The following is a 26,414-nucleotide window of genomic DNA, read 5'->3' on the forward strand; positions in this document are numbered from 1 at the left end:
CACGGTAATCGCATCGTGACCTCACCGAAACCCGGGATTGAACGTCAGCCAAACCTGCATCCCCGCATTCCAAAATTAACAATCAGCGAAACACAAAACGATTGACATGGCCTACGATGGGGATTATGGCTACACAACACAGCGCCTCAGAGCGCACAGAAGAGAAGAACACCGCCATCGCCCCCGGCACGACGACCGACGCGTCAACGAAGACCGCCAAGGCCACGTCCGCCGCCAAGACGACAGGCGCCACCAAGCGGAGTGCGACGAAGCGCGCCGCCGGTACCGCGGCCAAGCGCACCACGCACACCCGCAAGACAGCATCCACCGCCCCGGAACCCGTGATCGACGAGAACGGCGAGGCCGCGGCGCCCACCATCCCCACCACCGAGCCGTACCAGTTCGGCCGCACCGTGGTGCTGGACATCACGCCCGGCGAGGAGGCCAACCGCTTCCCGGCCCGCGTGGAACTGGGCGAAACCTTCCACGTGACCGCCGAGGTCTTCGTGGAGGGCCGCACCAAGGCCGGCGCCACCGCGATCCTGCGCAACCCGCGCGGCCGCGAGATGATGCGCCGCCAGATGGTGTGCACCAACCCCGGCCTGGACCGCTGGGAGACCGACCTCAAGGCCGGCGAGCGCTCCGACGTCAAGCCGTGGGAGGCCGATTTCGCGCAGGTCAAGCGCCAGCTGGGCGACTGGACCGTCACCGTGCAGGGCTGGGAGGACACCTACGCCTCCTGGCTGCACGACGCGCGCATCAAGGTCGAGGTGAACGACGACGTGGAGAACGCCCTCAAGGAGGGCTCCGCGCTGCTTCGCCGCTGGGCCAAGACCGCCGACGCGCAGCTCAAGGCCCCTCAGCGCGGCCTGCTGCAGGACGCGGCAGACGAGATGGACGACCAGTCCTTCTCCCCCGCCGAGCGCCTGGCTGCCGGCGACAACCCGGAGATCGCCGCCCTGCATGAGTCCAACCCGCTGCGCGACGCCCTGTCCGAGGGCACCGAGCGCACCTTCCGCGTCCAGCGCCCGAAGTCGACCTTCGCGGCCTGGTACCAGTTCTTCCCGCGCTCCGAAGGCGCGTACGTGGATCAGGCGACCGGCAAGATCGTCCAGGGCACGCTGAAGACCTCCGTGATCGGTCTGGAACGCGCGAAGAAGGAGGGCTTCGACATCGTCTACCTGCCCCCGATCTTCCCGATCGGCGTGACCAACCGCAAGGGCAAGAACAACGCGCTGGTCGCCGGGCCGGACGATCCGGGCTCGGTGTTCGGCATCGGTTCGGCGGAGGGCGGCCACGACACGGTCGACCCGAAACTCGGCACGATGGACGACTTCAAGGCGCTCACCGCCAAGGCGCATGAGATGGGCCTGGAGATCGCGCTGGACTTCGCGCTGCAGTGCTCGCCCGATCACCCCTGGGTCGCCGAGCATCCGAACTGGTTCCGCCACAAGCCGGACGGCACGATCGCGTTCGCCGAAAACCCGCCGAAGAAGTATCAGGACATCTACCCGATCGACTTCAACGCCGATCTGCCCGGCATCGAGAAGGAGGTCGAGCGCATCCTCGATCTGTGGATCAAGGCCGGCGTGACGATCTTCCGCATCGACAACCCGCACACCAAGCCGGTGCGCTTCTGGCAGGACGTGATCGCCGCGGTGACCAAGCGCCACCCGGAGATCCTGTTCCTGGCCGAGGCGTTCACCCGCCCGGGCATGATGCGCGCGCTGAGCTACGCGGGCTTTACGCAGTCGCACTGCTACTTCCCGTGGCGCAACACCAAGGAGGAGCTGGAGAAGTACCTCGCCGAGACGAACGGCGACGAGGGCTACTACCAGCACAACACCTTCTGGCCGTCCACCCCGGACATCCTCACCGCCTACCTGCGCGACAACGGCATCGCCGGCCATGCGGTCCGCGCGGTGCTCGCATCCATGGGCTCGCCGAGCTGGGGCATGTACTCCGGCTACGAGCTGATCGAGAACGTGCAGCGCCCGGGCTTCGAGGAGGCCATCGACAACGAGAAGTACGAGATCAAGGTGCGTGACTGGGCCGACGCCGAGAAGTACGGCATCGCCGGCCTGCTCACCAGCCTGAACCGCGTGCGCCGCGAGCACGCAGGCCTGTTCGGCTACCACACCCTCACGGTGCTGGACAGCAAGGATCCGAACATCCTGGCCTTCGCGCGCCACACCCCGGCCGAGCTCAACGAGTCCGGCAAGCCGGAGACGCTGATCGTAGTGGTGAATCTGGACGGCCACAACGCCCACCAGTCGCTGATCCACCTTGAGCTGCCCGACTTCGGCATCGATCCGGACAAGGGCGCGCACCTGCGCGACGAACTCACCGGCCGCGAGTTCGACTGGAGCTGGGACAACTACGTCTCGCTCGCCCCGTGGGCCGATGTGGCGCACGTGCTGACGGTCGAGTACTGATCGGACCGCCGAACAGCACTTCATCCAACCTTGCCGCAATGCGCGACATGAATCGCGCTTTGGGGCAAGGTTGGGTATTGTTGGTGCTGTTAGCGCCAATCCACAAAGGAGACTGAAATGGCAGAAACCTTCAACGTCGTGGTGGAGATCCCCCGCGGCTCCAAGAACAAGTACGAAGTGGACCAGGAGACCGGTCGCGTGTTCCTGGACCGCGAGCTGTTCACCGCCATGGGCTACCCGGACGACTACGGCTACATCGAGGGCACCCTCGGTGAGGACGGCGATCCGCTGGACGCGCTCGTGATGGTCACCAACTCCGTGTTCCCGGGCTGCGTCATCGAGTGCCGCGCCGTGGGCCTGTACCACATGGAGGACGAAGAGGGCGGCGACGACAAGGTGCTGTGCGTGCCGGCCGACGTGCGCTACGACGGCGTTCAGGACGTCAAGGACGTCAACGAGTACCACCTGAAGGAGATCAAGCACTTCTTCGAGCAGTACAAGGCCCTGGAGCCCGGCAAGGAAGTCAAGCCCGGCGACTACTGGACCGGCGCTGACGCCGCCGAGAAGGAAATCAAGGAGGCGCGCGAGCGTCTCGCGAACGCGGCGAAGTGATTTCCTTCAGGAAAGCCCGGTGGGCTTTCCGACGGCGGCGTGCGAGGGCGACACTACGGAGCCCGAGCCAACGATGAGCCGGCCGTAGGCCGTCCTCAATTGCAGGACCGGCGCGGAAAAGGAGATCGTCGAGGCCCGTCAGCGTCTCGCCGCTTCCCAGGCCAAGTGATCCTAGCCGCGTAAACGGCTGATCCAAGCCAACTTACAAGGGTGGCTGACCGCACACACGCGCGGTCGGCCACCCTTTCGCATTCTGCTCAGCATTCCAACCTGCGCCCCGATTTTCGCAGGTTGGAAAGAATCCGCGTTTTGGCGGCCGATTCAGGCCGATTCGGCGTTCCAATCTGCAGAATTGTTCCAATACGCCATTGCGGGCGCGCAGGTTGGAAAGAATGGAAACGATCGGGATGGGCGGGCGTGCGCAATGTCGGTGAAGATGCTACAATCATGCCTCGTAATTGCGTACGACTGGCGAACAGCATTCGTATGGGGATTCAAAGCCGGCTTCAGGCCGGCAGTTTGAATGTCGGCGCGCGGCTAGGCGTAGGCGGTCGGGAAGACTGGTCGAGGCCCATCCCGCGGGGCCACATGGTTCAACGGGATGAACCATTCAACACACACATGATCATTGAAATACTGCTCATTGCCATTTCCGTGTCCATGGATGCCTTTGCCGTCTCCATCGGCAAGGGCCTGACCGTGGCACACAAGGTCCGCTGGCAGGATGCCACCAAGACCGGCCTGTGGTTCGGCGGCTTCCAGGCGCTGTTCCCGGTGCTCGGTTTCCTCGCGGCCTCCACGTTCAGCCAGTACGTGACGGCCGTGGACCATTGGATCATCTTCGCGCTGCTCGTGTTCATCGGCGGCAACATGATCCGCGAGGCGATCTTCGAGGACGACAAGGAGGATGCCGAGGAGACGGCCGACTTCGATTGGAAGCACATGCTCCCGCTGGCCATCGCGACCAGCATCGACGCCTTCGCGGTGGGCGTGAGTTTCGCGTTCATGCCAATCAACATCGTGCTGGCGATCGTGCTGATCGGCATCACGACCGGCCTGTTCTCCATCGCCGGCGTGTACATCGGCCACTTCTTCGGGGCGCGCTGGCAGAAGCCCGCGCAGATCGCCGGCGGTGCGGTGCTGGTCCTCATCGCCTTCAAGGTGCTCCTCGAGCACCTAGGCATCCTCGCCCTCTAACTTCCGCGCTCATCTCACACAAAGCGGAACGTTTGGTACGTTTTCGGCCTCCAAAAGGGCTCGAAAACGTACCGATCGTTCCGCTTTGCGCATTCCGCCCGGGCAGGGCAGGGCGGCCGGACCGGCGGCCGGCTACCAGTTCAGGGGGAACATCATGGCTAGCGTGCCCATGAAGATCGGAATGCCGGCGAGCATGACCGGCATCAGGCCAAGGCCCACCCACCGGCGCGGGGCGGTCAGATCCATGTCGCCGCGCCACCGCGGACCGATCGCGCCGATAGCCACCACCAGCACCACCACGAACACGCAGGCGGCCGTGTATTCCAGGACCAGACCGCCGTCGATGGCGTCCCCGCCCTCCAGAAACAGCAGCGGCAGAAAGCACCAGCCGCCGGCCGCCGCCGAGGAGACGCCGCTGATGATGCAGCGCGAAAGGGTGACGATCAGATGCGAACGATCGTGGCGCAACATCTGCCGGCCGAATCCCACGATGACCAGAACGGTCATGAGCACGCCGAACAGGCAGGCCCACAGCACCGAGGCGCTGCGGTAGGTGACGTAGCGATCGGCGACGGTCAGCACGCGCCACCCGAAGAGCACGGACGTCAGACCCACGGCCAGCGAGAACAGGCGGCTGAACCAGCCGAGTCCGGGCAGTCCGTCGAACGGCCAGCACCAATGGAACACCAGCACCAGCAACGTGCCGCCGATCACCGGGCACAGCGTACCGGCGTCGAACGCGCGATCCATGCTCAGCCCAGCCACCGCCGGCAGCAGCGACACGATCACCAGAACCACATAGGCGACCGCCTGCACCCCAACAATGCTCCAGAAGGAGGGCTTGCGCGTCAACGGCTTCGGATTGCTCTTGCTTGTCTCGTCCACATCGCAATACTCTATCCGCAAGTGTCCACAACATAAATTACAAATGAACCAACACTGCGCAGGCACGCTAAAATGCTGCTTGGAAGCAGGGAACGGTCAAGTAAAAGGGGCTCGTCGTGACGGATTTGACTTTGATGACGGTCGCGAGCGATCCCGCGTCCGTGCTACCTTCTCTGGCGTTGCTTTCCCACCGGGTGCGTGTGCTGCCTCTGGATGCCGCATCGCTGGTGAAGATGCCGGAGAACACCATTCTGTTTTTGGACGCGCGAGACGATCTTGCCTCCGCGAAGACGCTGTGCCGTCTCATCCACGCGTCCGGACTGTCCACGCCGATCGTGCTGGTCCTCACCGAAGGCGGCTTCACCGTGGTGAACGCCGAGTGGGGCGTGGCCGATGTGATCGTGGCCACCGCCTCCCCCGCCGAAGTGGAGGCCCGCCTGCGCCTGGTCTCCGAACGCGGCGCCTCCTACGCCAGCGCCTTCGACGGCTCGGCGGCCGGCGGGACGAACGGAGCGAAGAGGGATGCCGAAGACGGGCAGATCCGCTCCGGCGATCTGGTGGTGGACACCAATGGCTACACCGCCTCGCTGCACGGCCATCCGATCGATCTGGCGTACAAGGAGTTCGAGCTGCTCAAGTACCTGATCCAGCACCCGGGCCGCGTGTTCACCCGCGCCCAGCTGCTGCAGGAGGTCTGGGGCTACGACTACTACGGCGGCACGCGCACGGTGGACGTGCACATCCGTCGTCTCAGGGCCAAGCTGGGCGGCGAATACGAACATCTGATCGGCACGGTGCGCAACGTGGGCTACCGCTTCGATCCTCCGGAGGACGAGCAGCAGGCCGACGACGCCCGCGCGCAGGCCGCGCAGTCCAAGGCGCGTCTGAACGCCCGCATGTCCGCATCCGGCGATGCCGACGGCACGGCGGTCGACCCGGTTGCCAACCCCGCGGACGATGCCGGCGCCACTTCGGCCCCGCATCCGGCCGACTGACGGCATGCCCCGCGAATCCAAATCGGCGCGGCTGGAACGCATGCACGCCGAATACGCGCTGCTGTGCGCGGAGATTCCCGCTCCCAAGTGCGCGCTGGATTTCTCCAACCCGCTGCAACTGCTCATCGCCACGGTGCTGAGCGCCCAGACCACGGACAAGCGCGTCAACACGGTCACGCCCGCCCTTTTCGCCGCCTACCCCACGGCCGCCGCACTGGCCGCCGCACGCCCCGAGGATGTGGAGGACATCATCCACCCGCTGGGCTTCTACCGCTCCAAGACCAAGAATCTGCTGGGTCTGGCCGCCGCGTTGGACGCGGATTTCCACGGCGAGGTGCCGCGCACGATGGACGAGCTGACCACGCTGCCCGGCGTGGGCCGCAAAACCGCGAATGTGGTGCTGGGCAACGCGTTCGGCATACCGGGCTTTCCGGTGGATACGCATGTGATCCGCGTCACGGGCCGATTGCGCTGGCGGTCCGATTGGAACGGTTCGCATCCCGATCCGGTGAAGATCGAGCGCGAGATCTGCGCGTGCTTCCCACCTGCGGAATGGACCGATCTGTCCCACCGGCTGATCCTGCACGGCCGGGCCGTCTGCCATGCGCGCAAGCCCGACTGCGGCTCCTGCCCATTGGCCGGCACCTGTCCCTCCGCCGGCTGAGGGACGATCGGGCGGCGGCCATCCAAAGCGCCTCTCAGAGCGTCTTCCAAAGCTCTTCCCGGAGCCGACATCCGGCCAACAGGTAGACTGGCCGGTATGCAGAGGAAATCCGGATTCCGCCTGCCCAACGGCGGCGTCGCATCGTTCATCGTGTTCATCGTCATGCTCGCGATTCTGTCCGGTCTGGTCTGGGGCGGCTGGACGATCATGCGCGGCGGCGCGGCGGCCATCCCCGGACTGGGCCGCGTGATCGCTGGCGACCATGCACCGGCGGACGACGGCAGCGGCGGCGAGGTCACCGTGGCCGTCACCACCGGATCCCCGCAGTCGCTGGACATCCGCACGGACGCCTCCGACGCCGTGGAGCAGGCCCTGCTCGGCAACGTGTACGAGACGCTGGTGGGCCGCGACGGGAACAACAAGCTCCAGCCGTCCATCGCCTCCGGCTGGGAGGCATCCGACGACGGCCTGACGTACACCTTCCATCTCAACGGCGGCATGAAATTCTCCAACGGGCACACGCTGGACGCGGGCGATGTGGTCTGGTCGCTGCAGCAGACCGTGCAGAACAAGTACGTTCAGGCCGCGAAGCTGGCCAATCTGGCCTCGGTGTCCAACCCGGACCCCTCCACGGTGACGATCACGCTCACCGCCCCGAACCCCGACCTGCTGTGGCTGCTCTCCGGCCGCGACGGGATCGTGTACGATTCCGAGGCCCAATTCGACTACGCCACCCAGGCCATCGGCTCCGGCCCGTTCACGCTGGAATCCTTCACCAAGGACGATGCGCTGGTGCTCAAGCGCAACGCATCCTACTGGAACGCGCAGGCCAAGGCGGCGGCCGCGAAGGTCACGCTCAGGTACGTGTCCGACGGGACGGCGGCGGCCAAGCTGCTTACGGACGGCACCGCCGACGCGCTCGTGCAGGCGCCGGTCTCCTCGCTCGACGCCCTGCGATCGGACGGCCAAATCACCCTCGCGCAGGGCGAAAGCAACCATCGCGTGATGCTCGGCTTCAACGGCAAGGCCGATTCGATCTTCTCCGAGGTGCATCTGCGTCAGGGATTCGGCTACGTGATCGACCGGCAGCGCATTGCGGACGAGCAGGGGGCGGCCGAACCGATCGGCAGTCCGATCGGCAAACTCGACCCGGGCTGGGAGGATCTGACCGGCCTGTACCCGCACGATTCGGCCAAGGCGCACAGCGTGCTCGACTACTTCGGCTACCGGTACAGGCTGCGACTGGTCTATCCAGACCGATTCGGCGAGCGCATCGGCCAGACGATCGCCGATGAGCTCAAATCGTTCGGATACCCGAACGTGAGCGTGCAGATGGTGGACGAGGACACCTGGCAAACGCAGGTGGTCCAGAACCGCGACTTCGACATGACGATCCTGTCCCTGGACGAGGCGCGGGACGTGTTCGATCTGGCCGATCCGAACCTGTACCTCAACTACACGGACGCGCAGGCCGAGCAGCTCGCCGCGCAGGCGAAGGCCGCCGTGAACGACCAGCAGTACGATGAGCGGCTCAAGGCGCTGGCCCGCAGGCTGTCGGAAAACGCGATCGGCGACTTCCTGTACGCCGAAAAGCCGTGGGTGGCCTGGCGCGGCGGTGCGAGCGGCATGCCCGTGAATTTCACCGATTCGTTCCTGCCTCTGCGGTCCGTCTCCAAAGCCTGATTTCGGCGCGATTCAGCCCGTTTGGACCGTCTGGACGCCGCCAGCCCCCTTGTCAGCGAGCTTACCTAAACTAGCGGCTATGACCGAACAGCATGAAGAAGGCGCCATCAAGGCCAACCTCACCCCGCTGCCCGACAAGGTCGGCGTGGAGGGCTTGGAAGACAAGTGGCGCGAGACGTGGGACGAATCCGGCGTCTACAAATTCCAGAACACCCGCGACCGCAAGGCCGTCTATTCCATCGACACCCCGCCGCCCACCGTGTCCGGGCACCTGCACGTGGGCCACGTGTTCAGCTACACCCACACGGATGTGATCGCGCGCTACAAGCGCATGCAGGGCTACGACGTGTTCTACCCGATGGGTTGGGACGACAACGGCCTGCCCACCGAGCGCCGCGTGCAGAACTACTACGGCGTGCGCGTGGATGTGTCGCTGCCGTACGATCCCGATTTCAAGCCCCCGTTCGAGGGCACCGACGGCAAGAAGATCGACGCCAAGGATCAGGTGCCGGTCAGCCGCAAGAACTTCATCGAGCTGTGCGAGAAGCTCACCGCCCAGGACGAGAAGCAGTTCGAGGCCCTGTGGCGCTCGCTGGGCCTGTCCATCGACTGGTCCCAGACCTACCACACCATCGGCGAGCACCCGCAGCGCGTGGCCCAGAAGGCGTTCCTGCGCAATCTGGCCCGCGGCGAGGCATACCAGCAGGACGCCCCAGGCCTGTGGGACGTGACCTTCCAGACCGCCGTGGCCCAGGCCGAGCTCGAATCGCGCGAGTACCCGGGCTTCTACCACAAGGTGGCCTTCCGCTTCGAGGACGGCACCCCGATCTACATCGAGACGACCCGTCCCGAGCTGCTCGCGGCCTGCACCTCGCTGATCGCGAACCCGGACGACGACCGCTACAAGCCGTACTTCGGCCAGTACGTCTACTCCCCGCTGTTCAAGGTCAAGGTGCCGATCCTCGCGCACCCGGCAGCGGAGATGGACAAGGGCGCCGGCATCGCCATGTGCTGCACGTTCGGCGACGTGACCGACGTCCAGTGGTGGCGCGACCTCAAGCTGCCCACCCGCCCGATCATCCAGCGCAACGGCCGCATCATCATGGGCGTGCCGGACTGGATCACCGACGAGGGCGGCAAGGCGATCTTCGAGGAGACCGAGGGCAAGACCACGTTCTCCGCCCGCAAGATCATCGTGGACCACCTGCGCGAGTCCGGCGATCTGGACGGCGAGCCCACGCCCACGAAGCGTATGACGAACTTCTACGAGAAGGGCGACAAGCCGCTCGAGATCGTCACCTCCCGCCAGTGGTACCTGAAGAACGGCGGCACGGACGCGGACCTCAACGCGCAGCTCATCGCGCGCGGCAAGGAGCTCAACTTCCACCCCGACTTCATGCGCGTGCGCTACGAGAACTGGGTTCACGGCCTGAACGGCGACTGGCTGATCTCCCGCCAGCGCTTCTTCGGCGTCCCGTTCCCGCTGTGGTACCCGGTGAAGGAGGACGGCTCCGCCGACTACGATCACCCGATCACGCCGAGCGAGGACGTGCTGCCCATCGATCCGACCATCGACGTGCCTGCCGGCTACACCGCCGAGCAGCGTGACGTCCCCGGCGGCTTCACGGCCGAAAAGGACATCATGGACACGTGGGCGACCTCCTCGCTCACCCCGCAGATCGTGACCCACTGGGCCGAGCCGGACGAGGCCTCGAAGGCCCTGTTCAACGCCACGTTCCCGATGGATCTGCGCCCGCAGGGCCAGGACATCATCCGCACCTGGCTGTTCAGCACCATGGACCGCGCGCATCTGGAGAACCACTGCCTGCCGTGGAGCCACACCACGCTGTCCGGCTGGATCCTCGACCCGGACCACAAGAAGATGTCCAAGTCCAAGGGCAACGTCGTGGTCCCGAACAAGCCGATCAACCAGTTCGGCGCGGACGCCGTGCGCTACTGGGCCGCCTCCGCCCGTCTGGGCCTGGACGCCACGTACGACGAGGGCCAGATGAAGATCGGCCGCAGGCTCGCGATCAAACTGCTCAACGCCACCAAGTTCGCGCTGGCGATCGGCCGCGAGGACGAGAACCACCACGTGGGCGCCCCCGCCGAGGCGGTCTGGAACCCGGCCGATGTGACCGAGCCGCTGGATCGCGCCGCGATGGCCAAGATGGCCCTGGTGATCCGCCAGACCACCGACGCGATGGAGGCGTACGAGCACTCCAAGGCGCTGGAGGTCATCGAAAGCTACTTCTGGCAGTTCTGCGACGACTACATCGAGCTGGTCAAGAACCGCGCCTACGGCACGCCGGACGAGCACGGCAAGACCCCGAGCGAGAAGGCCGTGAAGTCGGCCCGCACCACGCTGGGTCTGGGTCTGGACGCCTTCGCGCGCCTGCTGGCCCCGTATCTGCCGTTCGCCACCGAGGAGGTGTGGAGCTGGATGCACGCCGGTTCCGGCTCGGTGCACCGCGCCGCATGGCCCACCCCGGAGCTCTACGTGGCCGCCGCCTCTGGCGTCTCCCCCGAGACGCTCGCATGGGCGGGCAAGGCCGTGGAGCAGCTGCGCAAGATCAAGTCCGAGGCGAAGGTCTCCATGAAGACCCCGATCCTCTCCGTGGCCCTGTCCGCCGTGCACGAGGGCGCCGAGGCGATCCGCTCCGCCATCGACGACATCGCGCAGGCCGGCCGCGTGGTCGGCAAGTTCGACCTCGTGGAAAAGCACGCCGAGGAGGCCGCCGCGACCGACGACTCCGACGCCTCCACCGAGGCCGAGACTGTGGCCATCGAGTCCAGCGAGCTGGGTGAACCGCCGGTCAAGGCCAAGAAGGCCTGACACGGCGGCCGTCGCCGCCGGACGCCAATAGGGCGAAGGATCCTTCGCTCACGCTCAGGATGACGGCGTGATCTTTTTGTCATCCTGAGCGAAGCGTAGCGAAGTCGAAGGATCCTTAACTCACGCACACAGTCATCGCGCGGAAAGGTTAAGGATCCTTCGCTTCGCTCAGGATGACCGAAGAGGCACCCTCATCCTGAGCGAGCACAGCGAGTCGAAGGATCCTTCGCTCATGCTCAGGATGACTGAAGAGGCACCCTTTGTCATCCTGAGCGAGCACAGCGAGTCGAAGGATCCTTAACACTACCGCACACAGTCATCGTGCACAAAGGTTAAGGATCCTTCGCTACGCTCAGGATGACCGAAGAAGCACTCCCCGCCTTAACGGCTCAGCCCATGAATTTGCCGACGATGGCGCCGAGGCCGGGGATCTGCGAGGCCGCATCGCCGTCGGATGCGGATGCGGCGCCGATCGAATCGGCATCGCCCACGGCGGGCAGCACCATGAGGAAATCCGCGGAAACGGTATGCGTGTTGTCCGGTGAGATCACATCGCCTCCCCCATCGCCATACCGCACGCTGGCCGCACTGGAGGAGATCGCGCGCAACACCGAATCGGAGGCCGCCTTGTCCGCGGGCATCAGCGCGTCGATCGCCGCCCCCAGATCCGTGGAGGCGTCACCGATCGTCGCGCTCTGGTCGATCACCGTCCCCTCGCCGGCGTGCAGGGCCGTTGTCTCGTCGGCGGGTTCGAGCGGACCGGACGCCGCGCCGATCATGGCGAATGGCGCATCAACGCCCACGGAACCACTGTGGAAGACGGCCCCGCCACCGACCGAATCGTCCGCAGCCCCGGCAGAGGCCCCGGCGGAAGCAGCAGCGGAAGCCCCGGCCCCATCCGAATCCCCAGCCCCGCTGTTCTCCATCTGCGCCCCGAACCGGTCGATGATCGTGCCCAGCATATCCGCCGCGCCCGTGTGCTCGCGGGCTCCGGCCATGGTCTTCAGGGCCGCGGAGATCTGCCCGGTGTACTTCTGCATATCCTCATCGGAACCGAACGCCTGATTGGTCTGGTCGATCGCGGTCTGCTCGCTGCCCGCCACGCTGCCGCCCTGGTTCACCAGATCGTTCAATCGGGCGGTGTACGTGTCCGTATAGGCCATGGAGAAGGGGATCATCGCATTGGCGAGCTGCCCCTGACCGGCGGAATAGCGCGATTTGCCGGTGTTGGCCTCCTTGGCCTGCCGCGTTTTGAGATCGGCGAGCAGACCCGTGGTGCCGCGGCGCTGGATCTGCCGGATCACCTCGTCGATGATGTTCGCCGCACCCGTATGACCGTGCGCGTCGCTCATCGCGTTGACCGCGTTCGCCAGATCGGTCACGGACTGCGACAGGGGCGTATCCCCCGTCAACTCGCCGGTCATGCCGATCAGCGCGCCCATCTGCGTTTTGGTGCCGGGCTGGCCGGAAATGTGGCTGGAATACGATCGCACGTACCGGTCGATGTAGATGCCGAATTGTTTGACGTAGGCATCGTGTTTGGCGGCGATTTCGGCGTCCACCGCGGCCTTCTCCTGATCGCGCATGGCGGAGAGCTGGTCGATCAGCGCCTGATGCTCGCCGCTGCCCGCATTGGTCATGCCGCCCGACAATGCGTTCGCGCCGCTGGCGAGCGCGGCGAGTCGATCGCGCATCACGGACTGATCGGCGTCGCGTCCGTCGTCGGTGCGATCGGCGGGCACGGCGGCGATGACGAGCCGGCCCATGCGGAAGGCCTTCGCGTTCATGAAGCAGTCCCACTCGTTCGTCCGCCCGGCCACGCCCACGGCGCTGATGCGGTACGAATCGCCGTCATCCGTGACGACGGCCGTGTCCGGAACCGCCACATTGTCCGTGACGTCGTGGGGGATGGTGAAGGTGACGATCGGCATCGCATCGCGGAAATAGCGCGTGTCCGACAGCGGATTGGCCTCGAGGCGGATGCGCACACCCACCAAGCCGTCCGCGCCCTGAACCGCCGATCGATCGGCATCCGGGCCGTTGAGGCTGTAGGTGATATGCACGGCCCACGGCAGCGCCTTGGAACCGGCGGGCAGCACGGATTGCGATGAGGCCGGCCCGGCCTGCGCGGCATCGATGATTGTGGGATGACCGCCGGCCGAGTCATCGTAATCGACGATCGTGCCCGCCGCGGTCACATTGAAGCTATTGCCGACGATCCATTCGCCGGGTCGCCCGTCATCGCCGAACAGGGTGTACACCCGCTGGGTTTTGGCATATGACGCGGTCTGCTGCGCGACCTCGTTCTTCCGCCACCCGTAGCCTGTGTCCGAAGGCACGGCGATCATCAGACCCGTGCACGCCACGGCGGCCAATGCGGCCACCGCCCTGCGCGCAACAGCCCCGAATGAAGACATCCGAACCGCCCTTCGATCAACCAATCGGCGCCGATCGGCGCAACTCGGGTCCACTTTACGCCATTGCGGTGCACAGGCAGTGCAACAGACCACCGGTCAGGTGTCTAGCGGACGGGTCGGATTATATGGTCCGATCAGGCGAATACGTCGAGCACGCCCGGGTCGCCGCCGGCATCGGCGATGCGCTGATGACGCTTCTTGGCCTCGGTCACCACGAACTCACGGTACATTTCGGCGATGTCCGGATCCAGTCCGGCATCCACAGCGATGCGGTGCAGGCGTTCGATCTGGTAGTCCTCGCGCTTGTAGTCGGCGGGGGCGAAACCGGCGCGGGCCTTGAGCACGCCCACCTGCGACGTGTATTTGAACCGTTCGGCCAGCAGGGAGACGATGGCCGTGTCCACATTGTCGATGGACTGGCGCAGCGCCTTGATCTTGGCCACGGTCTCGGCGATTTCGGGGTGCGCCTCGGCGGCGGCCGAATCGATCACCGTTTCGGATTCATGCGCTTCATTGTCGGTGTGCTGATCAGGCCGAAGCCAGTCGCTGTTCTCGGTTTCGCTCATGATCCCAAGGGTATCGCAACACGACTACTTGGAAAAGTACCGCTTAAGGATCATCGTGGTTTCCGTGCTCACAGGGACCGTGCGATGGATCAGATTGAGCAGTTCCTCGAGCTTGCCGGGACTGGCCACGCGCACCGTCAGCATGAAGCTGGGCGCGCCGGCGATCGAATCGCATGAGACGATGCCATCGATGTCCTTCAGCTTTTCGGGGATCAGCGCCTCCTGCGCGTAGTCGAGCGGGGTGACGGCCACGAACGCGCCGATCTCCAGGCCTCGCTTCTCCGGGTCCACCACCGCCTTATATCCACCGATCACCCCGCGCTTCTCCAGCTTCTGCACGCGCGACTGCACGGCGGAGACCGAAAGGCCCGTGGCCGCGGCCAACTCCGACAGCGTCGCGCGTCCATCCGCCTCCAGCAGGTCGAGGATCTTCCCGTCCACCGCGTCCATGTCAGCCTCCCGTTCGCCTTCGATTCCCTCCAGATTACCGCGCGCCCGCCGCAAGCGCACGCCGATCGCGCTGAGCACACTGAACGCACGCCGATCGCCTTCGCCTGCATATGATCATAAATTATTCGTTGCAAATTAACTTTTCCAGTAATATTTACTGCATATTATATGATTAATAGTAGTTTTCACAGCATTGCATAGTTGAAGCAGGATCGGAGAATCATCATGACCATGACACAGCCCTTCGCATCGCAGCCCACCACAGCGCAGCCCGCCGCCATCCACCCGCAGCCCACCCTCGCCGCGAGCGCCCTCGCGATCCCCCGCTCCGGCATCCGCGACATCTTCGACCGCGTGGAGCGCGTGCCGGACGCCATCTCCTTCGCCGTGGGCGAGCCCGGCGAGACGGCCGCGCCGCACATCGTCGAAGCCGGATGCCGCGCGATCATGGACGGCGACACGCACTACACCAACGTGCTCGGCACCGAGGCGTTCCGCGAGGCCGCGGCCGGCTACACGCGCCGCATCAAGGGGCTCGACTACGACCCGTCGTGCGAGATCCAGGCCATCGACGGCGCCACGATCGGCCTGTATCTGGCATTGAAGGCCGTGATCGACCCGGGCGACGAGGTGCTCATCCCCTCCCCCTACTTCACCTCGTACGATGCCGAGGTCATGCTGTGCGGCGGCGCGATCCGCACGGTCCCGCTGCGCCCGGAGCACGGCATGCGGCTGAACGCCAGGGACATCGAGGCGGCGATCGGCCCGCGCACGCGCGCGATCATCCTCAACTCCCCCGGCAATCCCACCGGCGCGGTCACGCCGATGGACGAGCTCGAGCGGATCGGCGAAGTGTGCGCGAGGCACGGCATCTGGGCCATCTCCGACGAGGTCTACCACCCGTTCGTCTTCGGAGACGAAGATCTGCACGGCCCCGACTGCATCGGCAGCACGGCCCCGTCGATCGCCGCCGCGCCGGGCATGCGAGGACGCACGATCGTCGTGGAGAGCCTGTCGAAGACCTTCGCGATGACCGGTTGGCGCATCGGCTACCTGCTCGCCCCGCACGCGGTGATCGAGCAGACCAGCAAGATCGCCGAGCTCATGCACTCCTCGGTCAACTCGGTGGCCATGGCGGCGGGCGTGGCCGCGCTGAACGGCCCGATGGACCATGTGATCGCCATGAAGCACCACTACGCGCTCAACCGCCGGATCATCCTGGATGAGCTGGCCAGATGCCCCGTGCTCTCCCCCATCACGCCCGAAGGCGCGTTCTACGTGTTCGTCGACGTGCGCGCCACCGGACTGGACGACGTGACGTTCTGCCATCGTCTGCTCGGCGAGGAGAAGGTGGCCGCGGTGCCGGGCAGCGCGTTCGGCGCGGCGGGCGCGGGCTTCGTGCGCCTGTCCTACGCGGGGCCGATCGAACCGACCCGCGAGGGCGCGCGACGCATGCGCCGATTCGCCGAGCGCATCGCATAGCGGGCTCGCACGCCCGCACGCCCGCGCGCCCCAGAACGCACAAAGCGGAACGATTGGTTTGTTTTCGGCCTTCAAAATGGCTCGAAAACGGACCAAACGTTCCGCTTTGTGTTATGCGTGTTATGCGCGTTATGCGGGTGGGCCGCGCTACTTGTTCTGCGGGATGGTGGACGTGATGGCCGCCAGGAAGTCGCGGTTGGTGGCGGTCTTCTTGAGACGCGGCACCAGCGTCTGGTACGCCTGCTCGGGCTCCATGCCGCCCAGCGCGCGACGCAGACCGTAGATGACGGCCAGTTCGTTCGGCGGGGTGATGAGCTCCTCGCGGCGGGTGCCGGAGGCGTTGATGTCGATGGCCGGGAAGAGGCGCTTGTCCGCAAGGTCGCGGGACAGGCGCAGCTCCATGTTGCCGGTGCCCTTGAACTCCTCGAAGATCACCTCGTCCATCTTGGAGCCGGTTTCGACCAGCGCGGAGGAGATGATGGTCAGGGATCCGCCGTTCTCGATGTTGCGGGCGGCGCCGAAGAACTTCTTGGGCGGGTACAGGGCCTGGGCGTCCACACCGCCGGACAGGATGCGGCCGGAGGCGGGCGCGGCGATGTTGTACGCGCGGGCCAGACGTGTCATCGAGTCGAGCAGCACCACCACGTCCTGGCCGAGCTCCACGAGTCGCTTGGCGCGCTCGATGGCGAGCTCCGCGACCGTGGTGTGATCGGAGGCGGGACGGTCAAAGGTGGAGGAGATGACCTCGCCCTGCACCGTGCGCTCCATGTCCGTGACCTCCTCGGGACGCTCGTCCACCAGCACGACCATGAGGTGCACCTCGGGGTTGTTGGTGGTGATGGAGTTGGCGATGTTCTGCAGGGTGATGGTCTTGCCGGCCTTCGGCGGGGAGACGATCAGACCGCGCTGGCCCTTGCCGATGGGCGCGACGATGTCCATGATGCGGCCGATCAGCTTGTTCGGCGTGGTCTCCTGCTTGAGGCGCTCCTGCGGGTACAGCGGGGTCAGCTTGGCGAACTGCGGGCGGTTCTGGGCTTCCTCCACGCTCATGCCGTTGATGGAGTCGATGGACTGCAGCGGCACGAACTTCTGGCGCTGGTTGCGGCGATCGTCGCGCACCGCGCGGATGGCGCCGTGCACCGCGTCGCCCTTGCGCAGGCCGTACTTCTTGACCTGTCCCATGGAGATGTAGACGTCGTTCGGGCCGGGCAGGTAGCCGGAGGTGCGCACGAAGGCGTAGGAATCGAGCACGTCCACGATGCCGGCCACGGGGACCAGCTCCTCCTGCTGCTGGTAGTCGTCGCGGCGATCGACGCGCTCCGGGCGGTCGTCGCGATCGAAATCGTCGCGGCGGTTGCCATTGCGGCGGTTGACGCCGCGGTCACGGCGATCGTCGTGGCCGTTGCTGCGGTCGCGGCGGTTGCGGCGCGGGAAGTCGTCCCCGTCCTGCTGGCCGTCTGCATTGCGCGACGGCAGATTGGCGAGGATGTCGTCCAGATCGCGCACATTGCCGTGCTCGTTCTCGCGCGGAGCAACCTCCGGACGGCGACGGCGGCGAGGCAGCTGGATGGGCTCGTCGCTCTTCTCCGTGCGGTCCTTGCGGCCGGCGCGGGCGGAGTTCTCGTCGATGCCCAGCATGTCGAACAGGTCGCCGGTGGGCTTGGCATCGGACTTGGAGGGACGGCCGGCCGGACGATCGGCGCGGCGCGGGCGGGAGTCCGCGGACGGCAGATCAAGATCCAGATCCAGGGACTTGCGACGCGGGCGGCGGACCATCGGGGTCTCCAGCAGCGGGTTCGGAGCCGGCGCAGGGGCCAGCGGCTCATTGTTGGACGGCACCACGCGGGTCGGGCTCGGCGCGGAAACGGGCGCGGTGGGCACCGGTGCGGGCGCGGCCTGCTGCGGGGCTGCCGGCGCGGCCGGGGTCTCCGGCTCGGAAATCTGCGCGGCGGGAGCGGCGGAAGCGGCGGGCTCCGCGATGGCGGCCGGCGCGGCGGCCGGCTCGGCAGACGCGGCGGGAGCGTCCGACTGGGTCTCCGGCTTGGAAACGGGCGCTGCGGCATCCGCGGTCTTCTTCGCGGTCTTCGGGGCGCGAACGCTCACACCCGCAGGCGCCTCGCCGCCGGAACGGGCAGCTTGGATGGTGGCGAGAAGTGCGGGCTTACGCATCGTCGACGTGCCGCGCAATCCCATCTGCTTGGCGAGCTCCTTGAGCTCCGGCAGCTTCATATCTTCAAGATTCTGGCTCGTTGCCACTGTGGTTTTGCCTTTCTTCGGCCTTCAGCCACAACGAACGTGCGGCATACGGCATAAGAATGATTGCGGAATGATTTCCGCACATGAATACCGTTCGCTACCTTCAGCGAACCGGACAACGCTCACAATACAACCTTTTGCCGACCAACGCAAAATCGACCCGCGGTGCGCCCAAAGATGCTTGGAATTCCAACAAAAAGAGGCTCCCACTGCCGCTGTTGCAGCAAAGGGAGCCTCTACACGCGGACGAAACCGCCCGCGCAAGGAATGCGTCAGCGCATGCTGTCCGGAATGTCGATGTCCGAGTGCTGGACCTCCTCCACATTCACATCCTTGAAGGTCACGATGCGCACATTCTTGACGAATCGGCTGGAGCGGTACACATCCCAGACCCACGCATCGGTGAGCTGCACATCGAAATACACGTCCTGTCCGGCGGACCGCACGTTGAAATCAACCTTGTTGGCCAGATAGAAACGACGCTCGGTCTCCACCACGTAGGTGAACAATTTGATGACATCGCGATACTCGCGGTACAGGGCGAGCTCGGCGTCGGTCTCGTAATTGTCCAGATCTTCGGCGCTCACGGAATCAGTCCTCCTCGTTGTCTCTCTTGCGTCCGCGGCCCAGATTACGCCACCAGGCCTGCTTGGACGACTTGCCGGAGTTGCCCGAGCCATACGCCCACGACTGCGGGCGGCCATCGGTCTCACCGGCGTTCTCATGTTCGGGCGTCCCGGCCGCTGCGGAACCATCGGTCTTGGGGTTCTGGCCCGTCTGGATGTCCCTGCCGGCATTCCGTTCCTTCGGGGCGAGCGCGTCGGCGATGTTCTGATGGATCGCGATCGAATGCTCGCGCGCCGCCAGAGCCTCCTGCACGCCCGGGTTGTCCGTGATCAGATGCAGGCCGAACGCGTCCAGCGAGGCGACCGGATCGTACTCGTCCACCAGGGTGCCCATGACGATCTGATCCATGTACTTGTTGTTCTGATCGTCCCACAGCGCGTCGCGCGAGGTGCCCTCCGGCACGAAGCCGAGCGACTGGTAGACCGAGCGCGAGCGGGTGTTCTTCTCCGGAACGGCCACCCAGATGCGGTGCAGGCCCAGTCCCGCGGGCACCGGCGCGAAGCCGTAGGTCAGCACGCGGGGCATGGCGTCGCGGGAGTAGCCGCGGCCGCGATAGTCCTTGCCGAGGATGATCTGGATGCGGGCGGACTTGCCCCAGCCGTCGATGTCGATCAGGAAGATCATGCCGATCATATTGTCCGTGGCGGAGGCGTCGCGGCGGCCATCGCCATCGTGGTCGGCGTTGGTCAGCACGGCCCAGGCCATGGTGCGGCGGGCCTCGGGATCGCCCACGCCGGACTGGGCGGGCGTCTGGCCCTGCTCCCAGGCGACGGAACGGTGCACCCATGCGTGGACCACCGCGCGCTCGGCGGCGGCATCCTTGCCGGTGATGCCCGAGGCGTTGTGGTAGGCGTCAAGCTCGTCCATGCGGACGAGGTCGTCGATCGTGGCCGGCCTCAGCGTGACCATTTCGCCCCGAATGCCGGGGACGACGACGCTGGTCGGAAGTTCACGGGAATCGGCGATGTTGGGAATGATCTCACCGGCTTGTGACATTGGTTTCAACCCCCGATTACTGCTCTGGTCTTCTTGCATCATTATCAAGCCTTTTGGCATGGTAGCGCAGGGTCCTGAACATCAGCTGGGAACCGTGTGAAGACGGCGCGCACGATCCGCGCCACGATCCGCGCCGGGACGGGCATGAAAAAGGGCGGCACCCGCATGGGATGCCGCCCGATCGAGTCGGCGGGTCAGGACTTGATCTTTGACATCACGATCTTGGTGACGGCCTTCGCGTCGGCCTGACCGCGCGTGGCCTTCATCACCGCGCCGATGATGACGCCCATCGGCTTCATATTGCCGCTCTTGAGCTTCTCCACCACATCCGGGTTGGCCTCGAAGGCGGCCTCGACGGCCGATTCGATGGCGCCGGAGTCCTCGACGATCTTGTAGTTGTGCTTGGCCACAACCTCGTCCGGGGTGCCCTCACCGGCAAGCACGCCGGCGATGGTCTGCTTGGCGAGCTTGTCGTTGAGCTTGCCGTCGGCGATGAGCTTCTCCACCTGGGCCACGTCGGCCGGGGTGACCGGCAGCTCCTCCAGGGAAACGCCCTTGGCGTTAGCCTCGCGGGACAGCTCGCCCAGCCACCACTTGCGCGCGCCGGCCGCGGTGGCGCCGGACTTCACGGTCTCCTCGATCAGGTCGAGGGCGTCCGCGTTGAGGATGTCGCGCATCTGCAGGTCGGTGAGGTCCCACTCGGCCTTGAGGCGGTTGCGGCGCTCGCGCGGCATCTCCGGCATCTGGGCCTCGATCTCGGCGATGTGCTCCTTGGTGATGTGCAGCATCACCAGATCCGGATCCGGGAAGTAGCGGTAGTCGTCGGCGTCGGACTTGACGCGGCCGCCGGCGGTGGTCTGCGTGGCCTCGTCCCAGTGGCGGGTCTCCTGCAGGATCTCGCCGCCTTCGGAGAGGATGGCCGCCTGACGGCGGATCTCGTACTGCAGCGTCTTCTCGATGCCGCGGAACGAGTTCACGTTCTTGGTCTCGGAACGGGTGCCGTACGGATCGTTCGGGCTGCGGCGCAGCGACAGGTTGACGTCGGCGCGCATGTTGCCCTGCTCCATGCGGGCGTGGGAGATGCCCAGCGCGCGCACGATGTCGCGGATCGCACGCATGTAGGCGCCCGCGATCTCAGGGGCGCGGTCGCCGGCGCCTTCGATCGGCTTGGTGACGATCTCGATCAGCGGCACGCCGGCGCGGTTGTAGTCGACCAGCGAGTGGTCGGCGCCCTCGATGCGGCCGTCGGCGCCACCCACGTGGGTGTTCTTGCCGGCGTCGTCCTCGATGTGCGCGCGCTCGATCGGCACACGGAACACGGTGCCGTCCTCAAGCTCCACATCCAAGTATCCGTTGCCGTTGGTCGGCTTGTCGTACTGGGAGATCTGGTAGTCGCGCGGCATGTCCGGGTAGAAGTAGTTCTTGCGGGCGAACTGGCTCCACTCGTTGATCTCGCAGTGCAGGGCCAAACCCAGCTTGATCGCGTAGTCCACGGCGGTCTTGTTGACCACCGGCAGGCTGCCCGGCAGACCCAGCGACACGGGGGTCAGCTGGGTGTTGGGCTCGCCGCCGAACTCAATGTGCGCGGGGCAGAAGAGCTTGGTGTTGGTGCACAGCTCCACGTGGGTTTCCAGACCGAAGACAGGATCGAACTGCTTGCAGGCCTCGGAGTACTTCATCAGTTTTTCAGCCATGATGTTTTCCTTATGCTTTCCGCTTGTCGTCTCGTCCAGTCACTCGCCCAGCCACGGGGTCTTGAGGCTCGTCCAGATCGGGCCGCCCCAATCCTCCTCAAGCGCGGCCTCGAGCGCCGCCGCCGGCTTGTACATGACCTCGTCGCGCTGCTGCGGGGCGATGAGCTGGAAGCCGACCGGCAGGCCGTCGTCGGACAGGCCGGCCGGGATGGACATGGCGGGCACGCCGGCGAGGTTGGCCGGGATGGTCGCGATGTCGTTCATGTACATGGCCAGCGGATCGTCCATCTTCTCGCCGAACTTGAAGGCGGTGGACGGGGACGTCGGGGACACCAGCACGTCCACCTTCTCGAAGGCGGCCTTGAAATCGTTGATGATCAGCGTGCGGACCTTCTGGGCGGAGCCGTACCAGGCGTCGTAGTAGCCGGCGGACAGGGCGTAGGTGCCCAGGATGATGCGGCGCTTGACCTCGTCGCCGAAGCCGGCCTCACGGGTGTAGGCCATCATGTTGGCGGCGGTCTGCGGCACGCCGTCCGGCGGCATCACGCGAAGGCCGTAGCGCATGCCGTCGTAGCGGGCCAGGTTGGAGCTGACCTCGGAGGGCATGATGATGTAGTAGGCGCCCAGCGCGTAGGGGAAGTGCGGGCAGGAGACCTCGGTCACCTCGGCGCCCATCTCCTTGAGCTTGGCCACGGCTTCGTTGAAGCGGGCCTCGACGCCGGGCTGGAAGCCCTCGCCGTCGAGTTCCTTGACCAGACCCACCTTCAGGCCCTTCAGATCGCGCTTCAGGCCCTCGCGGGCGGCGGCGACCATCGGGCGCGGCCCCTCGGGGATGGACGTGGAGTCGCGCTCGTCATGGCCGCCGATGACTTCCTGCAGCAGGGCGGAATCGAGCACGGTGCGGGAGACCGGGCCGATCTGGTCCAGGGAGGAGGCCATGGCGATCGCGCCGAAGCGGGAGACGCCGCCGTAGGTGGGCTTGACGCCCACGGTGCCGGTCAGCGAGCCGGGCTGGCGGATCGAGCCGCCGGTGTCCGTGCCCAGCGCAAGCGGGGCCTCGAACGCGGCGACCGCGGAGGCCGAACCGCCGCCGGAGCCGCCGGGGACGCGCTCGGTGTCCCACGGGTTGTGGGTGGTCTGGTAGGCGGAGTGCTCGGTGGAGGAGCCCTGGGCGAACTCGTCCAGGTTGGTCTTGCCCAGGATCGGCATGCCGGCGGCCTTGAGCTTCTCGATCACGGTGGCGTCGTACGGCGGCACCCAGCCCTCGAGGATCTTCGAGGCGGCGGTGGTCTCGATGCCCTTGGTGACGATCATGTCCTTGATGGCGATCGGCACGCCGGCCAGCTCCGGGAGCTTGGCCTTGTCCTCGGCGGACTTGGCGTCGAAGGCGTCGGCCTGCTCGAGGGCCACGTCGCCGGAAACCTTCAGGAAGGCCTTGATGGACGGCTCGGCGGATTCGATGACCTGAAGATGGGCCTCGACCAGCTCGCGGCTGGTGACTTCGCCGGCCTTGACCTTGGCGGCCTGCTCGGCGGCGGACAGCTTGACCAGCGCCGCGGTTTCGGTGGAAATGCTCATTGCCTTCTCACTCCTCGCTTCCAAGAATTCGCGGTGCCACGAACATGCCGGCCTCGGTCTTCGGAGCGCCGGACAGCGCCTCGGCCTGGGTCAGCGGCGTCTGTGCGACGTCGGGGCGCATGTAGGCCTCCAGCGGCACGGGGTTGGCGGTGGGCGGAACATCGTCGGACGCAACTTCCTGAACCTTGTTGATGGAGTCTGCGATGACGTTCAGCTCGCCCTGCAGACGGGTGATTTCCTCATCGGTGAGCGCAATTCGGGCCAGATCGCCCAAATGCACGATTTCTTCGCGTGAAAAAGTAGGCATGCCCCTCACTATATGTGCCGTATGTGACGAGCGGAAGTCGTGCGGGCCCTGCGGTCGGCATGCGGAACGGGGATGCGGGACGGGAGGGACGGGCGCGGCCGTCCGCAGCCCTCGCGCAGCCGTCCACAGATTCCGCCCGACCGCCGCAGACCCGCATGACCATCGCAGCTCTCGCGCGACCGCAACCCTCGCGCGACCGCCCGCCCGTCGCGTGGCGGCCGTGAATCGTCTAAGATGAACTGCGGCAAGGGACCCGCCCACGGGTCCGATCCAAGGAGGGATGACCATGTCCGCCGATCGCACGTTCAGCACATCTTCCACATCCAGTGATCCGAGCGCAACGGGCGCGCGCGTCAGGCTCTTTTCCAATGCGTGGGCGTCGGGCAACGCTGCCCAGTCATTCCAACCGTTCCAGCCATTCCGCCCCTTCGCACCGGCGGACGATCAGGCGGCCGATCGGGACGCATGGCGATCGCTTCCCCCGTTCCTCGCCGCCCTGCACCGCCGGCGGGCCGCCGCACACCGCGAACGCCCATGGCCGCGGCTGTTCGCGCACGACTGGGCGCGTTTCTTCCGCGACGGCGATCGCATGGCCTACGAGATGGCGTACGGCGAAATGCGCCGGCGCGTGGCGGACGATCTCATGGCCTATGGTGTGGCCCGTACGGCGGACGGCCCCGAAGCGCGCGAATGCGGGGCGCTGCTGGCGGACATCATCGACGGGATCTCGATCATCTGCGGCCAAAGCGCCTGGCAGCTGCCGGCGCACAACGCCTATGTGCGCGACGCCCCGCAGCTGCCTTGGCCCGACCCGGACCGGCCGCTGCTGGATCTGTTCGCCTGCGAGACCGGGCAGCTGCTCGCCGCCGCGCTGTACGTGCTGGGCGACGATCTGCCCGAGCCCATTCGCCGGCGCGTGGAGGGAGAGCTGGATCGCCGCATCATCGCGCCATATCTTGGGGACCGGTTCTGGTGGATGGGCGATGTGGACGGTCCGACCAACAACTGGACGGTCTGGTGCACGCAGAACGTGCTCCTCACGGCGTTCCTCGCCCCGTTCGGGCTCGACACGCGTCACGCGGTGGTCACACGGGCCTGCGCAAGCCTTGACTCATTCCTCTCCGACTACGGCGAGGACGGGTGCTGCTCGGAGGGCGCGGGCTACTACCACACGGCCGGCCTGTGCCTGTTCGGCGCGATGCGGGTGCTGGCGGATGTGCGGCCGGACGCGTTCGGCGGGTTGTGGCGCGAGCGGCGGATCGCGAACATCGCCACGTACATCATGCGCGTGCGGATAGGCGAAGACCGGTACTTCAACTTCTCCGACTGCGCGGTGAAGGCCGGGCTCATGGGCGCGCGCGAATTCCTGTTCGCGCGGGCCGTGGGGGATGACGGCATGGCCCGCGCCGCGGCGCTCGAATGGCGACATGCCGTGGCGGCCGGCGCGGACACGACCCGGACGCCGGCGACGGGAATGGACCGGATCAACACGGTGTATCTCCTGTGGGAGGCCGGTGCGGCCGGGGAGATGCTGGATGAGTCGGCAGGCCCGAACCATCCGGCCGGACTCGGAGGCGATTGCGTTGAGACATGGTTTCCTAGCACCGGCATCGCCGTGATGCGCGGCGGAGGGTTCGACGTGGGCGTCAAAGCCGGGCGCAACGGATTCAGCCACAGCCACAACGACACCGGCAGCGTGATCGTGTGGCGGGACGGGCACCCGGTGCTCATCGACGCCGGCGCGGGAACTTATACGCGGCAAACGTTCTCGCCGCAGCGCTACGAGCTGTGGACCATGCAGTCGTCGTGGCACAATCTGCCCGATTTCGACGGCGTGATGCAGCGCGAAACGCCGGAGTGCAGGGCTTCGGATGTGAAGGTGACGTTCGAGCCGGAGGAAAGCAGCGTATCGGCCGACCTCACGCATGCATGGCCGGCGTCCGCGGGACTGCGGTCCTATGTGCGGACGGTCACGCTGAGCAAGCGCGACGGAGCACTGACGATTCGGGATATAGCCCGCGGAACCTTCGGGACGGCGACGATGCATCTGCTGACCGCGGAGGAGCCGAAGCGCGTGCCGGGCAATGCGATCGCGCTGCGCGTAGGCGACGCCATGCTCGAGATGCGCGGAACCGACGCTGCGGACAGTTGGATCGGGCCGATCACGATCGAGCCGAAACCGCTGGAGGACGCCAAACTGCGCGCTGATTGGGACGCAGACCGTCTGTGGCGGATCAATGTGCCGTTCCGTGGCGGGCTGATCGTCGAAGTGCGCTGAATGCACTGAATGCGCAGTGGCCACTCCGGCCGGGGCCATCCATCGGGGATTCCCAATCGTCCCCATCAAGGCGCATTCAGCGTTGCACCCTGCTTACGTCCTGCTCGAATCCCGCTCGAATCCTGCGGTATCTTGCACATTGGGGGCGGATTTCGCCTGTTGCAGGATGCTATCTGCGTTTCCGGGGGCACTTCCCTGACTGCTTTCCATTACAATCGGCACACTGACCATTGGAATTCCGCGGTTTTCCCGGTGCCTGCATCTCCTTGATCGCCGTTAACCGCCATCAAGGTGCCCTCGGAAACGCAGATAGCATCCTGCAAGGTCCAAAATCCGCCCCCATTATGCGAATAACACGTGAATGCTGCACGCGCGCAAGCTGTCGCACGCGCCGTCGCACGGGCGCTGCACCGTCACTCACACGGAAAACGCACATTTCGCGCGCGCATTACGCGT

Annotated in this window: 19 protein-coding genes; 9 read left to right on the top strand and 10 right to left on the bottom strand. The window is 65.9% G+C overall.

The features are described from left to right. The first annotated feature begins 116 nt into the window (after positions 1–116). From EMO90_RS05365 to EMO90_RS05375, 3 genes are all read left to right on the top strand, one after another. On the top strand, positions 117–2,435 hold the full coding sequence (locus EMO90_RS05365; protein ID WP_395952889.1) for a maltotransferase domain-containing protein: 2,319 nt from the start codon (positions 117–119) through the stop codon (positions 2,433–2,435). A gap of 117 nt (positions 2,436–2,552) precedes the next feature. Then, complete coding sequence (locus EMO90_RS05370; RefSeq protein WP_150354473.1) at positions 2,553–3,047, top strand: inorganic diphosphatase; 495 nt, start codon at positions 2,553–2,555, stop codon at positions 3,045–3,047. A gap of 621 nt (positions 3,048–3,668) precedes the next feature. Next, entirely contained in the window at positions 3,669–4,244 is a 576-nt protein-coding gene (locus EMO90_RS05375; RefSeq protein WP_150354472.1) for a manganese efflux pump MntP, read from the top strand. 132 nt (positions 4,245–4,376) lie between these two features. Here EMO90_RS05375 and EMO90_RS05380 read toward each other — a convergent pair whose 3' ends face one another. Further along, the gene (locus tag EMO90_RS05380; RefSeq protein WP_150354471.1) at positions 4,377–5,129 is read right to left on the bottom strand and encodes a hypothetical protein; all 753 of its coding nucleotides are present in this window, start codon (positions 5,127–5,129) and stop codon (positions 4,377–4,379) included. A gap of 134 nt (positions 5,130–5,263) precedes the next feature. Here EMO90_RS05380 and EMO90_RS05385 point away from each other — a divergent pair, with 134 nt between their 5' ends. The 4 genes from EMO90_RS05385 (at position 5,264) to valS (ending at position 11,307) form a co-directional block, all read left to right on the top strand. Next, complete coding sequence (locus EMO90_RS05385) at positions 5,264–6,124, top strand: winged helix-turn-helix transcriptional regulator (protein ID WP_317909001.1); 861 nt, start codon at positions 5,264–5,266, stop codon at positions 6,122–6,124. A gap of 4 nt (positions 6,125–6,128) precedes the next feature. Beyond that, positions 6,129–6,788 (top strand): endonuclease III, encoded by a 660-nt coding sequence (gene nth, locus EMO90_RS05390; protein ID WP_190972053.1) that lies wholly within the window; start codon positions 6,129–6,131, stop codon positions 6,786–6,788. A 96-nt stretch (positions 6,789–6,884) separates the two neighbouring features. Next, the gene (locus EMO90_RS05395; protein WP_150354469.1) at positions 6,885–8,471 is read left to right on the top strand and encodes an ABC transporter substrate-binding protein; all 1,587 of its coding nucleotides are present in this window, start codon (positions 6,885–6,887) and stop codon (positions 8,469–8,471) included. A 79-nt stretch (positions 8,472–8,550) separates the two neighbouring features. Further along, entirely contained in the window at positions 8,551–11,307 is a 2,757-nt protein-coding gene (valS, locus tag EMO90_RS05400; RefSeq protein WP_150354468.1) for a valine--tRNA ligase, read from the top strand. A gap of 389 nt (positions 11,308–11,696) precedes the next feature. Here valS and EMO90_RS05405 read toward each other — a convergent pair whose 3' ends face one another. From EMO90_RS05405 to EMO90_RS05415, 3 genes are all read right to left on the bottom strand, one after another. Beyond that, positions 11,697–13,724, bottom strand: a complete 2,028-nt coding sequence (locus EMO90_RS05405) for a hypothetical protein (protein ID WP_150354467.1) — start codon at positions 13,722–13,724, stop codon at positions 11,697–11,699. A 134-nt stretch (positions 13,725–13,858) separates the two neighbouring features. Further along, a complete protein-coding gene (locus tag EMO90_RS05410; RefSeq protein ID WP_150354466.1) occupies positions 13,859–14,290 on the bottom strand; it encodes a chorismate mutase in 432 nt (143 codons plus the stop codon). Positions 14,291–14,314: 24 nt separating this feature from the next. Beyond that, positions 14,315–14,740: an Lrp/AsnC family transcriptional regulator gene (locus EMO90_RS05415; RefSeq protein WP_150354465.1), complete on the bottom strand. Its 426-nt coding sequence runs from the start codon at positions 14,738–14,740 to the stop codon at positions 14,315–14,317. Positions 14,741–14,971: 231 nt separating this feature from the next. On the opposite strand from EMO90_RS05415, the gene EMO90_RS05420 reads away from it, so the two are divergent. Continuing rightward, the gene (locus EMO90_RS05420; protein WP_150354464.1) at positions 14,972–16,222 is read left to right on the top strand and encodes a pyridoxal phosphate-dependent aminotransferase; all 1,251 of its coding nucleotides are present in this window, start codon (positions 14,972–14,974) and stop codon (positions 16,220–16,222) included. A 147-nt stretch (positions 16,223–16,369) separates the two neighbouring features. Here EMO90_RS05420 and rho read toward each other — a convergent pair whose 3' ends face one another. The 6 genes from rho to gatC all read right to left on the bottom strand — a co-directional run bounded on the left by rho (position 16,370) and on the right by gatC (position 23,680). Further along, positions 16,370–18,478, bottom strand: coding sequence for a transcription termination factor Rho (rho, locus tag EMO90_RS05425; protein ID WP_150354463.1), 2,109 nt, complete (start codon positions 18,476–18,478; stop codon positions 16,370–16,372). 272 nt (positions 18,479–18,750) lie between these two features. Next, positions 18,751–19,065 carry a DUF2469 domain-containing protein gene (locus tag EMO90_RS05430; RefSeq protein ID WP_150354462.1) on the bottom strand — a complete coding sequence of 105 codons (315 nt, stop codon included), beginning with the start codon at positions 19,063–19,065 and terminating at the stop codon, positions 18,751–18,753. Between the two features lie 4 nt (positions 19,066–19,069). Then, positions 19,070–20,101 carry a GNAT family N-acetyltransferase gene (locus EMO90_RS05435; RefSeq protein ID WP_150354461.1) on the bottom strand — a complete coding sequence of 344 codons (1,032 nt, stop codon included), beginning with the start codon at positions 20,099–20,101 and terminating at the stop codon, positions 19,070–19,072. Positions 20,102–20,295: 194 nt separating this feature from the next. After that, on the bottom strand, positions 20,296–21,795 hold the full coding sequence (gatB, locus tag EMO90_RS05440; protein WP_150354460.1) for an Asp-tRNA(Asn)/Glu-tRNA(Gln) amidotransferase subunit GatB: 1,500 nt from the start codon (positions 21,793–21,795) through the stop codon (positions 20,296–20,298). Positions 21,796–21,834: 39 nt separating this feature from the next. Continuing rightward, the gene (gene gatA / locus EMO90_RS05445) at positions 21,835–23,367 is read right to left on the bottom strand and encodes an Asp-tRNA(Asn)/Glu-tRNA(Gln) amidotransferase subunit GatA (RefSeq protein ID WP_190972056.1); all 1,533 of its coding nucleotides are present in this window, start codon (positions 23,365–23,367) and stop codon (positions 21,835–21,837) included. 13 nt (positions 23,368–23,380) lie between these two features. Continuing rightward, positions 23,381–23,680, bottom strand: a complete 300-nt coding sequence (gene gatC, locus EMO90_RS05450; RefSeq protein WP_150354458.1) for an Asp-tRNA(Asn)/Glu-tRNA(Gln) amidotransferase subunit GatC — start codon at positions 23,678–23,680, stop codon at positions 23,381–23,383. Positions 23,681–23,960: 280 nt separating this feature from the next. On the opposite strand from gatC, the gene EMO90_RS05455 reads away from it, so the two are divergent. Beyond that, the gene (locus EMO90_RS05455; protein WP_150394989.1) at positions 23,961–25,958 is read left to right on the top strand and encodes a heparinase II/III domain-containing protein; all 1,998 of its coding nucleotides are present in this window, start codon (positions 23,961–23,963) and stop codon (positions 25,956–25,958) included. Positions 25,959–26,414 lie beyond the last annotated feature (456 nt).

Origin of the sequence: Bifidobacterium vespertilionis (assembly GCF_008698145.1) — a bacterium.
Classification (GTDB): Bacteria; Actinomycetota; Actinomycetes; order Actinomycetales; family Bifidobacteriaceae; genus Bifidobacterium; species Bifidobacterium vespertilionis.